General features: G+C 55.9%; 10 protein-coding genes. 8 read left to right on the top strand and 2 right to left on the bottom strand.

All coding sequences use genetic code 11. The features are described 5' to 3' along the window. Positions 1 to 354 precede the first annotated feature (354 nt). Both rapA and rluA read left to right on the top strand, forming a co-directional pair. Positions 355 to 3,261 (top strand): RNA polymerase-associated protein RapA, encoded by a 2,907-nt coding sequence (rapA, locus tag KAJ71_RS01000; protein WP_248943976.1) that lies wholly within the window; start codon positions 355 to 357, stop codon positions 3,259 to 3,261. Positions 3,262 to 3,315: 54 nt separating this feature from the next. After that, the gene (gene rluA, locus KAJ71_RS00995; protein WP_248943975.1) at positions 3,316 to 3,966 is read left to right on the top strand and encodes a bifunctional tRNA pseudouridine(32) synthase/23S rRNA pseudouridine(746) synthase RluA; all 651 of its coding nucleotides are present in this window, start codon (positions 3,316 to 3,318) and stop codon (positions 3,964 to 3,966) included. Between the two features lie 33 nt (positions 3,967 to 3,999). On the opposite strand, the gene djlA is transcribed toward rluA, so the two are convergent. Continuing rightward, the gene (djlA, locus tag KAJ71_RS00990) at positions 4,000 to 4,833 is read right to left on the bottom strand and encodes a co-chaperone DjlA (protein WP_021179279.1); all 834 of its coding nucleotides are present in this window, start codon (positions 4,831 to 4,833) and stop codon (positions 4,000 to 4,002) included. A gap of 231 nt (positions 4,834 to 5,064) precedes the next feature. On the opposite strand from djlA, the gene lptD reads away from it, so the two are divergent. From lptD to apaH, 6 genes are all read left to right on the top strand, one after another. Continuing rightward, entirely contained in the window at positions 5,065 to 7,431 is a 2,367-nt protein-coding gene (gene lptD / locus KAJ71_RS00985) for an LPS assembly protein LptD (protein WP_248944153.1), read from the top strand. 67 nt (positions 7,432 to 7,498) lie between these two features. Then, a complete protein-coding gene (gene surA, locus KAJ71_RS00980; protein WP_248943974.1) occupies positions 7,499 to 8,800 on the top strand; it encodes a peptidylprolyl isomerase SurA in 1,302 nt (433 codons plus the stop codon). Further along, a complete protein-coding gene (gene pdxA / locus KAJ71_RS00975; RefSeq protein ID WP_248944152.1) occupies positions 8,787 to 9,779 on the top strand; it encodes a 4-hydroxythreonine-4-phosphate dehydrogenase PdxA in 993 nt (330 codons plus the stop codon). The genes surA and pdxA overlap by 14 nt, the downstream gene beginning before the upstream one ends. Then, a complete protein-coding gene (gene rsmA / locus KAJ71_RS00970; RefSeq protein WP_248943973.1) occupies positions 9,772 to 10,590 on the top strand; it encodes a 16S rRNA (adenine(1518)-N(6)/adenine(1519)-N(6))-dimethyltransferase RsmA in 819 nt (272 codons plus the stop codon). Before pdxA ends, rsmA begins: the two co-directional genes overlap by 8 nt. A 13-nt stretch (positions 10,591 to 10,603) precedes the next feature. Continuing rightward, positions 10,604 to 10,981 carry a Co2+/Mg2+ efflux facilitator ApaG/CorD gene (apaG, locus tag KAJ71_RS00965; RefSeq protein WP_039995481.1) on the top strand — a complete coding sequence of 126 codons (378 nt, stop codon included), beginning with the start codon at positions 10,604 to 10,606 and terminating at the stop codon, positions 10,979 to 10,981. A gap of 1 nt (position 10,982) precedes the next feature. Continuing rightward, positions 10,983 to 11,834, top strand: a complete 852-nt coding sequence (gene apaH / locus KAJ71_RS00960) for a bis(5'-nucleosyl)-tetraphosphatase (symmetrical) ApaH (RefSeq protein WP_248943972.1) — start codon at positions 10,983 to 10,985, stop codon at positions 11,832 to 11,834. Between the two features lie 46 nt (positions 11,835 to 11,880). Here the strand turns inward: apaH and folA are convergent, their stop codons facing one another. After that, a complete protein-coding gene (gene folA / locus KAJ71_RS00955) occupies positions 11,881 to 12,363 on the bottom strand; it encodes a type 3 dihydrofolate reductase (protein ID WP_248943971.1) in 483 nt (160 codons plus the stop codon). Positions 12,364 to 12,446 lie beyond the last annotated feature (83 nt).

The raw sequence follows: 12,446 nt of genomic DNA, 5'->3' as shown, positions 1-12,446 counted from the left end.
CAAAGCAGAGGGTAATGCCCCCCCATGGGGAAACCCTCTCTTTTTACTGATGTTAGTCGGCATTTGGGAAGAAAAAATCATCGGGTTTTACAGGTGACGAATGCGCCGCCTTCCATTACCATAGCGCCCTTCCCAAATTCTGAACCACTATTCACAACATCGTTGTCGCCATGCCGTCACCAGACGTCAGCACGGCGTAACAAGCTATTATCCGCTAAATGAAAATAAAGCTCGCCAGGCGGTAACAACGCGGTGGCAGGCAAAATGCCGGGAATAGCAAGCAGTTGAAACAGGTTACCTGGGCTTATCTGCCGGGTAGCAAGACTTACTTAATAAGAATCGAGCCGACAAACTATGCCTTTTACACTTGGTCAACGCTGGATCAGCGATACGGAAAGCGAATTGGGACTGGGAACCGTGGTAGCGCTGGACGTGCGCATGGTCACCCTGCTTTTCCCCGCCACCGGTGAAAACCGCCTCTATGCCAGAAACGACTCGCCAATCACCCGCGTGATGTTCAACCCGGGCGATACCATCAGCAACCACGAAGGCTGGCAGTTACAGGTGGAGGAAGTCAAAGAGGATAGCGGTCTGTTGACCTATATCGGCACGCGTCTGGACACCCAGGAAAGCGGCGTCGCTATGCGTGAAGTGCTGCTGGACAGCAAGCTGACCTTCAGTAAACCGCAAGACCGGTTGTTTGCTGGTCAGATTGACCGCATGGATCGCTTTGCGCTGCGTTTCCGCGCCCGCAAATACCAGAGCGAACAATATCGTCTGCCGTTCGCTGGCCTGCGTGGTATGCGTGCCAGCCTGATCCCGCACCAATTGCATATCGCCTATGAAGTCGGCCAGCGCCATGCGCCGCGCGTTCTGTTGGCCGATGAAGTGGGCCTGGGTAAAACCATCGAAGCCGGGATGATTATTCATCAGCAACTGCTGGCTGGCCGCGCCGAGCGTGTGCTGATCGTGGTGCCGGAAACCCTGCAACACCAGTGGCTGGTTGAAATGATGCGTCGCTTCAACCTCTATTTCTCGCTGTTTGACGATAGCCGCTACTCCGAAGCAATGCTCGACAGCAGCAACCCGTTCGAAACCGAACAGTTGGTAATTTGCTCTCTGGATTTCGTGCGTCGCAACAAGCAGCGCCTTGAGCAGTTGGCTGATGCCCACTGGGATCTGCTGGTGGTAGACGAAGCTCACCACCTGGCCTGGAGCGAAGAAGCGCCGAGCCGTGAATATCAGGTGATTGAACAGCTGGCGGAGCACATCCCGGGCGTACTGTTGCTGACGGCAACCCCGGAACAACTTGGCCAACAGAGCCACTTTGCCCGCTTGCGCCTGCTGGATCCCAGCCGTTTCCATGACTACCAGGAGTTTGTCACCGATCAGCAGAAATATCGTCCGGTAGCCGATGCGGTGACGCTGCTGCTGAGCGGCGAGCGCCTGGCGGATGACAAACTGAACCTGCTGGGTGAACTGATCGACGAGCAAGACATTGAACCCCTGCTGAAAGCGGCCAACAGCGATACCGAAAACAGCGAGCAGGCGCGCCAGGAGCTGGTCACCATGCTGATGGATCGCCACGGCACCAGCCGCGTGCTGTTCCGTAATACCCGCAACGGCGTAAAAGGCTTCCCACGCCGCCACCTGCACCAGATCAAACTGCCGTTGCCAACGCAATATCAGACGGCAATCAAAGTGTCCGGCATCATGAGCGCCAAGAAAACCGTCGAAGCCCGCGCCCGCGACATGTTGTACCCAGAACAGATTTATCAGGAGTTCGAAGGGGAGAATGCGACCTGGTGGAACTTCGATCCGCGCGTTGAGTGGCTGCTGGATTATCTGGTCGCCAACCGTCATGAGAAAGTACTGGTGATTTGCGCCCAGGCCGCAACCGCTCTGCAACTGGAGCAGGTGCTGCGTGAACGCGAAGCGATCCGAGCCGCCGTATTCCACGAAGGGCTGAGCATTATCGAACGCGATCGCGCCGCCGCCTACTTCGCTTCACAGGAAGAAGGTGCGCAGGTGCTGCTGTGCTCCGAAATCGGTTCAGAAGGGCGTAACTTCCAGTTTGCCAGCCAGATGGTGATGTTCGATCTGCCGTTTAACCCGGATCTGCTGGAACAGCGCATTGGCCGTCTGGATCGTATTGGCCAGATGCACGACATCCAGATCATGGTGCCTTACCTGGAAAACACCGCTCAGGCCGTGCTGGGCCGCTGGTTCCATGAAGGGCTGGATGCCTTCGAACATACCTGCCCAACCGGCAGACCAATTTACGACAGCAGCTACGAACAGCTGATTGGCTATCTGGCCGCTCCTACCGAGCAGGAAGGACTGGACGAGTTTATTCATGCCTGTAACCAGCAGCACAAACAGTTGAAAACGCAGTTGGAACAGGGCCGTGACCGTCTGCTGGAAATGCACTCCAACGGCGGTGACAAAGCGCAAGCGCTGGCGGAAGCCATTGCGGCGCAGGACAACGACGTTAACCTGGTGAGCTTTGCGCTCAACCTGTTCGATATCGTCGGCATCAACCAGGAAGACCGCAGCGACAACCTGATCGTCCTCACCCCGTCCGACCATATGCTGGTACCGGACTTCCCGGGGCTACCGCAGGATGGCTGCACCGTGACGTTTGATCGCGAGCAGGCGCTGTCGCGTGAAGATGCCCAGTTTGTCAGTTGGGAACACCCGATTATCCGCAACGGGCTGGATCTGATCCTCTCCGGCGACACCGGGAGCTGTGCGGTTTCCCTGTTGAAAAACAAGGCACTGCCGGTGGGAACCCTGCTGGTCGAACTGGTGTATGTGGTTGAGGCGCAAGCACCTAAACACCTGCAACTGACCCGCTTCCTGCCGCCAACGCCGATCCGCATGTTGATGGATCGCAAAGGAACCAACCTGGCGGCACAGGTCGAGTTTGAAAGCTTTAACCGCCAACTGAACGCGGTCAATCGCCACACGTCCAGCAAGCTGGTCAATGCGGTGCAGCAAGAAGTGCACGTGATGCTGCAACAGGCAGAAAGCCTGGTGGAAGAACAGGCACGCGCCCTGATCGAACAGGCCAAGCAAGAGGCCGATGACAAGCTGAGCACCGAGCTGGCACGTCTGGAAGCCCTGAAAGCGGTTAACCCGAATATCCGTGATGACGAAGTCGAAGCGCTGGAGTTCAACCGTAAGCAGGTGCTGATTAACCTCAACGAAGCAGGATGGCGGCTGGATGCTATTCGCCTGGTAGTAGTGACACACCAGTGATCCACACAACGGGGAGCCAAGGCTCCCCGGTTTGCCCTTCTCAGCGGAGCTAACATGGAACCTTACAATCCCCCGCAAGATCCGCTGCACGTGCTGTATCAGGATGAGCACATCATCGTGGTCAACAAACCTAGCGGGCTGCTTTCCGTGCCTGGCCGTGCCCCCGAGAACAAGGACAGCCTGATGACGCGCATCCAGGCAGACTTTCCGGCGGCAGAGTCCGTACATCGCCTGGATATGGCTACCAGCGGGGTGATCATTGTGGCATTGAACAAGGCCGCCGAGCGTGAGCTAAAACGCCAGTTCCGCGAGCGCGAGCCGAAAAAATGCTACATCGCCCGCGTGTGGGGGCATATGGCACAGGATGAAGGGGTGGTGGATTTACCGCTGATTTGCGACTGGCCGAACCGGCCATTGCAGAAAGTCTGTTTCGAAACCGGCAAGGCCGCGCAGACCGAATATGTGGTGCTTTCCCGGGATGCGGATGGCAGCACGCGGGTCAAGCTGCTGCCCATCACCGGGCGCTCACACCAATTGCGTGTACATATGCTGGCATTGGGACACCCTATTCTCGGCGATGGCTTCTACGCCCCGCCAGAGGCCAAGGTGATGGCACCGCGCCTGCAGTTGCACGCACAAGAGTTGCGTATCACCCATCCCGCGTTTCAGACCCCGATGCATTTTCGCGTAGAGCCAGATTTCTGAGTTTATAGGGGGTGCCGCACGCGGCGCCCTTAACTACTTGAAGCCCTTCTCGCGTTTGATCAGGTCGTAAGCCGCCTGGATCTCCTGCGCTTTCTGTTTCGCCATCTCCATCATTTCCGGCGGTAACCCCTTGGCAACCAGCTTGTCCGGGTGATGTTCGCCCATCAGCTTACGGTAGGCACGCTTGATGGTAGTGGCATCGTCGCTGCTGTTAACGCCCAGCACCTTGCAGGCATCCTCCAGCGTTGGGCCTCGTTGCGCCTGCTGGTAGCCGCCCTGGGAATACCCCCCTTGCTGCCCCTGCCAACTGCCGCCACCAAACTGCCGCCCGCCCTCGATCATGCTGAGGAACTGATCGAACTGAGCGCGGGAAATTCCCAGCTCTTCGGCAATCACATACAGCACCTGTCGTTCGTTCGGGTGCAGCGAGCCATCGGCAAACGCCGCCTGGATCTGAATTTCCAGAAACATCCGAATCAGGTCAAAGCGACCAAAGCAAATGCTGCGTAACTGCTGCAAGGTTTCACGCAGCGGGAACTGACTGTGCTTGCCTTCGCGGAACGCCTGCTGTGCTGCGGTACGGGCCTCGCCATGCAGTTGTAAGCGGTCCATAAACAGGCTGGCTATCTGAATATCGGCTTCGGTCACTCGCCCTTTCGATTTGGTCAGATGCCCCATAACCTGAAAGGTGGTGCGAAAAAATAACGTCTGCCGCGTTTGCTGATCGGTAAAGAACCCTCGGCTGCGCTTGTTATTACGTGCGGTATCAATCATATGGCCAACAATCAGCCCCAGCACGACACCCCAGAATCCGCCGCCAGCCCAAATAGCGACAATCACTCCGAGCAGTTTTCCCCAATACTGCATATACTCCCCAACTATCAAACCGTAATAAGCCGTGTATCCCTATCGGTACGCGCAAGGGTTAAGGCGATTTTTTCCAAGAATTCGATTATCATACCTGTCATTTACGTCTGCGCCTAACGACGACGCAATCGAACGGCAGGATTTAACACTAGCGCAACGCTGATGAGTGATATAGTCTCTGACCGTTTGCCGGACATGACGCCTCTGATGACGGAACACCAAAAACCGCGTATGAAAAAAAGTTTCCCAACACTGCTGGCCACGTTGATTTGGACGGCAATTTATAGTCAGCACGCGCTGGCAGATCTGGCCGAGCAATGTATGCTCGGCGTGCCTGTTTACGATAAACCTGTGATAACCGGCGACCCCAACAGCCTGCCGGTCACCATCATTTCCGATGATTCGCAAGCCAACTATCCGAACAGCGCGCTGTTCACTGGCAACGTCAACATCGAACAGGGTAACAGCACCCTGACGGCGAAACAGGTTGAGCTGAACCAGACGCAAAAAGACGGGCAGCCCGATCCCATCCGCACCGTTACCGCCACCGGTGACGTAAACTACGCGGATAATCAGATCAAACTGAAAGGCCCTAAAGCCTGGTCAAACCTGAACACCAAAGATACCGACGTCTATCAGGGCGACTATCAGATGGTGGGCCGTCAAGGGCGCGGTGACGCTGACAAGATGAAGATGCGCGGTCAAAACCGCTACACCATCTTGGAAAACGGCACCTTCACCTCCTGCCTGCCTGGCGATGATAGCTGGAGCGTAGTGGGCTCCGAAGTGATCCACGATCGCGAAGAAGAAGTGGCCGAAGTGTGGAACGCCCGCTTCAAGATTGGCAAGGTGCCGGTGTTCTACAGCCCCTATTTGCAGCTGCCAGTGGGCAATAAGCGCCGCTCCGGCTTCCTGATCCCCAATGCCAAATATGGCAGTAATAACGGCTTCGAGTTCATGCTGCCGTATTACTGGAACATTGCGCCAAACTTTGATGCCACCATCACCCCGCACTACATGACGAATCGTGGCCTGCAGTGGCAGAACGAATTCCGTTATCTATTGCAACCGGGTCTGGGCACCATGGCCTTCGACTGGCTGCCAAGCGACAGGCAGTACGAAAAAGATCATGGGGATGTCGACGACAGCAAGCGTTGGCTGTTCTACTGGGGCCATAACGGCGTAATGAATCAGGTGTGGCGTTTCAACGTCGATTACACCAAGGTCAGCGATCCTTATTACTTCACCGATCTGGATTCCAAATACGGTTCCACCACCGATGGCTACGCGACGCAGAAATTCAGCGTCGGTTATGCCGATGAGAACTGGGATGCCACGCTGGCCTCCAAGCAGTTCCAGATCTTCAGCGGGGCGGGCAACCAAAACGCCTACCGTGCGCAGCCGCAGTTGGATCTCAACTACTATAAATCGGATATCGGTCCGTTTGACTTCCACACCTACGCCCAGGTTGCCAACTTTACCAGCGTCAACCCGAATAATCCGGAAGCCACCCGTTGGCACATTGAACCGGCGATCAATCTACCGCTTGTCAACAGTTGGGGCAGCCTGAATACCGAAGCTAAACTGATGGCAACGCATTTCCAGCAAACCATCCCGAACGGTTTTGCCGCCGACTATGCCAGCCGCAACCCGGGGAGCCCGGTTCCCGATCTGGAAGATTCGGTCAACCGCGTACTGCCGCAGTTCAAGACCGACGGCAAAGTGGTATTCGATCGCCCAATGGATTGGTCAGAAGGTTATACTCAAACCATTGAGCCACGTATGCAGTACCTGTACGTGCCTTATCGCGATCAAAGCAATATCTATACTTATGACTCAACCCTGCTGCAAACCGACTACTCGGGCCTGTTCCGCGACCGCTCTTACAGCGGCCTGGATCGCGTCGCCTCGCAGAACCGTGTGGCAGCTGGTGTGACTTCGCGTATTTATGATGACGCGCTGGTTGAACGTTTTAACGTGTCCGTAGGTCAAATCTACTACCTCAGCCGCTCGCGGACCGGGGATCAAAGTAGCAACTTTGATAATAGCGATGATACCGGCAGCGTAGTCTGGGCCGGTGACACCTATTGGAAGATTGATGATCGCTGGGGCCTGCGTGGTGGTGTTCAGTACGACACCCGTCTTGACAGCGTCGCGTTAGGTGATGCGGTAGTGGAATATCGTCAGGATCAGAACCGCATGGTGCAGTTGAACTACCGTTATGCCAGCCCAGAGTATATTTCGGCAACCCTGCCGGATATCAGTAACCCAGGCTATCAGGACGGCATTTCACAGGTCGGTCTGGTGGCCAGTTGGCCAATTGCCGATCGTTGGGCAGTGGTCGGGGCGTATTACTACGATACTCGTGCGAAACAAACCGCTAACCAGTTGGTCGGCCTGCGTTATAACACCTGCTGCTGGGCGGTTAATGTGGGTTATGAGCGCAAGATCACCGATTGGGACTACGGCAATCAGGTCAGCAAGTACGATAACAAAGTTTCATTCAACGTCGAACTGCGTGGCTTGAGCAGCGATCACAGCCTGGGTACCAATGAAATGCTGCGTTCGGGTATTCTGCCTTACCAACGCGCATTCTGATATTGATTAACGAATTGAAAAAAAACAACTTTCACCCGCATTTGCGGAAACAGATAACGGGAAATGTATGAAGAACTGGAGAACGCTTCTTCTCGGATTGGTGGTTTGTGCCAATACCGCGTTCGCAGCACCGCAACAAATGGATAAAGTCGCCGCCGTCGTCGATAACGGCGTAGTACTCGAGAGCGACGTGAACGGCCTGATGCAATCGGTGAAACTCAACGCACAGCAGGCTGGCCAACAATTGCCAGACGACAATACGTTGCGTCACCAGATTATTGAACGTCTGATTATGGATAACATCCTGCTGCAGATGGCGCAAAAAATGGGGATCACCGTCAGCGATGCCGATCTGGACAAGGCAATCGGCAATATCGCCGCCCAGAACAAGATGAGCCTGGATCAGCTGCGTAGCCGCTTGGCCTATGAAGGTCTGAACTACAACACTTACCGTACGCAGATCCGCAAGGAAATGCTGACCTCAGAAGTGCGTAACAACGAAGTGCGTCGCCGTGTCACCATCCTGCCACAGGAAGTTGACGCGTTAGCCAAACAGGTCGGCGCACAGAACGGCGGTGAAACCGATATCAACATCAGCCACATCCTGATCCCACTGCCAGAAAACCCATCGCAGAAGCAGGTTGATGAAGCCGAAGCGCTGGCGAAACGCCTGGTGGGTGAAGCGACCGGCGGTGCCGATTTCGGCAAGCTGGCGATCACCTACTCCGCCGACTCACAGGCGCTGAAAGGCGGCCAGATGGGTTGGGGTAAACTGCAGGAAATGCCAACGCTGTTCGCAGAACGTCTGTCCAGCGCTAAAAAAGGCGATGTGGTTGGCCCGATCCGTTCCGGCGTCGGCTTCCATATCCTGAAGGTCAACGATATCCGTGGCGGCACCCAGTCGATCTCCGTGACCGAGGTACATGCCCGTCATATCCTGCTGAAACCTTCAGTAGTGATGACCGACGATCAGGCACGCGCCAAGCTGCAAGAAGTGGCTGCTGCAGTCAAGAGCGGCAAAGCGAAGTTTGAAGACGAGGCCAAACAGCTGTCACAAGATCCAGGCTCTGCTCTGCAGGGTGGCGATCTGGGTTGGGCTTCGCCAGACATGTACGATCCTGCCTTCCGCGATGCGCTGTTGAAGCTGCAAAAAGGCCAGATCAGCGAGCCGGTACACTCTTCCTTTGGCTGGCACCTGATCCAGTTGCTGGATACCCGCCAGGTGGATAAAACCGATGCGGCGCAGAAAGATCGTGCCTACCGCATGCTGTTTAACCGCAAGTTTGCCGAAGAAGCGCAAACCTGGATGCAGGAACAACGTGCCGCTGCTTACGTGAAGATCCTCGATGGAAGCAATGCACCGCAATAACCGTATCGTCATCACCCCCGGCGAGCCTGCCGGGGTTGGGCCGGATTTGGTCACCGTACTGGCACAACAGGATTGGCCTGTTGAGCTGGTGGTATGCGCCGATCCGGCCTTGTTGCTTGATCGCGCCCGCCAGTTGGCGTTACCGCTCACGCTGCGCGACTACCAACCAGGCCAGCCTGCACAGCCACAGCGTGCTGGGACATTAACCGTATTGCCCGTTGCAGCCCCGGCGGCCGTGGTCCCGGGTGAACTTAACGTCGCTAACAGTGCCTATGTGGTAGAGACTCTGGCACGTGCCTGTGACGGTTGCCTAAACGGTGAGTTCGCCGCGCTGGTCACTGGCCCGGTCAACAAAAGCATCATCAACGACGCTGGCGTCGCCTTTACCGGCCACACCGAGTTCTTTGCTGATCGCAGCCATTGTGAACGCGTGGTGATGATGCTGGCTACCGAGGAGCTACGCGTCGCTCTGGCAACGACTCATCTGCCGTTACTGGCCGTCCCGGGCGCCATCACCCAACAGAGCCTGTTCGAAGTGATCACCATTCTCGATCGGGATCTGAAAAACCAGTTTGGCATCCCGCAGCCGCAGATTTACGTCTGTGGGCTAAACCCGCACGCGGGAGAAGGCGGCCATATGGGACGTGAAGAGCTGGATGTGATTATTCCGGCTTTGGACGTGCTGCGTAGCCGCGGTATCCAGCTGATTGGCCCGCTCCCGGCAGATACGCTGTTCCAACCCAAATATCTGCAACATGCAGATGCGGTGCTGGCGATGTATCACGATCAGGGCTTGCCCGTACTTAAATACCAGGGGTTTGGTCGAGCGGTGAATATCACCCTCGGTTTGCCTTTTATCCGTACCTCGGTCGACCATGGTACCGCGTTGGAACTGGCTGGCAGCGGCACTGCCGATGCAGGCAGCTTCAAAACGGCCTTGAATCTCGCCATTAAAATGATAATTAACAGCAATGAATAATAGAGTCCACCAAGGGCACTTTGCCCGCAAACGTTTTGGACAGAACTTTTTAACCGATCAGTTTGTCATCGATAGCATTGTCTCGGCCATTCACCCACTGCCGGGCGAAGCAGTGATCGAAATCGGCCCTGGCCTGGGAGCCTTGACCGAGCCGGTTGGCGCGCGTATGGATCGCATGACGGTGATTGAACTTGACCGCGATCTGGCGGCCCGCCTGGCCAATCACCCGCAGCTGAAAGACAAGCTGACCATTCATCAGCAAGATGCCATGACGGTAAACTTCGCCGAGCTGGCAGCAGAGGAAGGCCAATCATTGCGCGTGTTCGGCAACCTGCCGTATAACATCTCGACGCCGCTGATGTTCCACCTTTTCAGCTATACTTCAGCTATCCGCGACATGCACTTTATGCTGCAAAAAGAGGTGGTCAACCGTCTGGTTGCCGGCCCGAACAGCAAGGCATACGGACGCTTGACCGTGATGGCACAGTATTACTGCAACGTTATTCCCGTGTTGGAAGTGCCGCCGACTTCGTTCGCACCGCCGCCTAAAGTCGATTCTGCTGTGGTTCGTCTGGTACCGCATACGGTGATGCCAAATATTGTCGGCGATGTACGTATGCTCAGCCGCGTGACCACACAGGCGTTTAACCAACGCAGAAAAACCATCCGCAACAGCCTGGGCGATCTTTTCACCCCGGAACAGTTGACGGAACTCGGCGTCGATCCGACGCTCAGAGCAGAGAATATTTCTGTGGCGCAGTACTGTAAGCTGGCAAACTGGCTTTCACAACAGCAGGCGCAACAGCAATAAAGGAGCAGTTGTCATGATTGATTCGCCCCGTGTATGTGTGCAGGTACAGAGTGTGTATGTGGAATCACAATCGATACCTGAGGAAGAACGTTACGTCTTCGCGTATACCGTTACCATCCGTAATCTGGGGCGCTTTGACGTGCAACTGCTGGGCCGTTACTGGCTGATCACCAACAGCAACGGTCGCCAAACCGAGGTTCAGGGCGAGGGAGTGATCGGTGAACAGCCCATTATCCGGCCCGGCAGCGAGTTCCAATACACCAGTGGTGCGATACTCGAAACGCCGCTGGGCACCATGGAAGGCCATTATGAAATGGTTGATCAACAGGGTCAGCCGTTCCGTACCGCTATTCCGGTGTTCCGTTTAGCCATCCCTACGCTGATCCACTAATATGTCGACATATCTTATCGGCGACGTTCATGGCTGTTTCGATGAACTTCAGTCGCTATTAGCTCAGGTTAATTTCGATCCCCTGCAAGACCAACTGTGGCTGACTGGCGATCTGGTCGCCCGTGGCCCCGGCTCGCTCGAAGTGCTGCGCTACCTCCGCTCTCTCGGCCCGGCATTGCGCATGGTTCTTGGTAACCACGACCTGCACCTGCTGGCGGTGTACGCCGGGATCAGCCGTAACAAACCCAAAGATCGCATTACCCCTTTACTGGAAGCGCCTGATGCTGACGAGTTGATCAACTGGCTGCGTCGCCAACCGGTGCTGCAAGTGGATGATGAACGCAAACTGATCATGGGCCACGCCGGCATTACCCCACAGTGGGATATCGAGACCGCACAAATGTGTGCCCGTGAAGTGGAAGCAGTGCTCAGCAGCGACAGCTATCCTTTGTTCCTGGATGCGATGTACGGCGATATGCCCAACAACTGGAGCCCGGAACTGAGTGGGCTGGCACGCCTGCGCTTTAGCACCAATGCGTTGACCCGCATGCGCTATTGCTTCCCTAACGGCCAGTTGGACATGATCTGCAAAGATGCGCCGGGCACCGCTCCCGCTCCGCTGAAACCCTGGTTTGATCTGCCGCGCCTGGTCGATCCCGAGTACAGCATCATCTTCGGCCACTGGGCATCACTGGAAGGCAGAGGCACGCCGGAAGGGATCATCGGTCTGGATACCGGCTGCTGTTGGGGCGGGGATTTGACCCTGCTACGTTGGGAAGACAGGCGCTACTTTACCCAGCCAAGCAACCGCCGTGATGCGATAGACGGCGCGGATACGTTGGCCGCCTCTTAAAACGACAATGGGCACCCAAGGGTACCCATTTGATAACTAGCCCGCCTTAGCGACGTTCCAAAATCTCAAAACAGTAGCCGTGCGAGTTCAGCGCGTCCGCATCGTGGAAGGCGCTGAAAGAGGTTTCCCATTCGTCTGGCTCGTAATCCGGGAAGTAGGTATCTCCGCCCACTTCAGCATCGATATGGGTCAGATACATCCGGGAAGCCCGTGGCAGGAACTGGCTATAAATGCTGCCACCGCCCATCACCATCACTTCTTCCACCTCGCCAGCCGCAGCCAAGGCCTCCTCCAGCGAAGTCACCCAGGTCACGCCAGGTTCTTTACCCGGCAGGCTGCTTAACACGATATTATGGCGGCCCGGCAAGGGGCGGCCAATCGACTCAAAGGTCTTACGGCCCATAATCACCGGTTTATTTAACGTGTTACGTTTAAACCACGCCAAATCCTCTGGCAGGTGCCACGGCATGGCATTTTCCATACCAATAACGCGATCCGCCGCCAAAGCAGCAATCAGGCTGATAATCATTGTGTAACCCTGTATACAGCAAAATTGTTCACACTATACGTAAAGCCCCGGCAACCGTCGATAGACGAATCGAGCGATATCAA

It is taken from the genome of Serratia silvae (assembly GCF_023282985.1).
Classification (GTDB): domain Bacteria; phylum Pseudomonadota; class Gammaproteobacteria; order Enterobacterales; family Enterobacteriaceae; genus Chania; species Chania silvae.
The sequence above is the reverse complement of the archived record's forward strand: the minus strand, read 5'-3'. Positions and strand labels throughout refer to the sequence as shown.

Excerpts from the sequence above, each read along its gene's own strand:
- lptD (WP_248944153.1), top strand. The coding sequence starts at position 5,065 with ATGAAAAAAAGTTTCCCAACACTGCTGGCCACGTTGATTTGGACGGCA.
- surA (WP_248943974.1), top strand. The coding sequence starts at position 7,499 with ATGAAGAACTGGAGAACGCTTCTTCTCGGATTGGTGGTTTGTGCCAAT.
- folA (WP_248943971.1), bottom strand. The coding sequence starts at position 12,363 with ATGATTATCAGCCTGATTGCTGCTTTGGCGGCGGATCGCGTTATTGGT.
- apaG (WP_039995481.1), top strand. The coding sequence starts at position 10,604 with ATGATTGATTCGCCCCGTGTATGTGTGCAGGTACAGAGTGTGTATGTG.
- pdxA (WP_248944152.1), top strand. The coding sequence starts at position 8,787 with ATGCACCGCAATAACCGTATCGTCATCACCCCCGGCGAGCCTGCCGGG.
- djlA (WP_021179279.1), bottom strand. The coding sequence starts at position 4,833 with ATGCAGTATTGGGGAAAACTGCTCGGAGTGATTGTCGCTATTTGGGCT.
- rluA (WP_248943975.1), top strand. The coding sequence starts at position 3,316 with ATGGAACCTTACAATCCCCCGCAAGATCCGCTGCACGTGCTGTATCAG.
- rapA (WP_248943976.1), top strand. The coding sequence starts at position 355 with ATGCCTTTTACACTTGGTCAACGCTGGATCAGCGATACGGAAAGCGAA.
- rsmA (WP_248943973.1), top strand. The coding sequence starts at position 9,772 with ATGAATAATAGAGTCCACCAAGGGCACTTTGCCCGCAAACGTTTTGGA.
- apaH (WP_248943972.1), top strand. The coding sequence starts at position 10,983 with ATGTCGACATATCTTATCGGCGACGTTCATGGCTGTTTCGATGAACTT.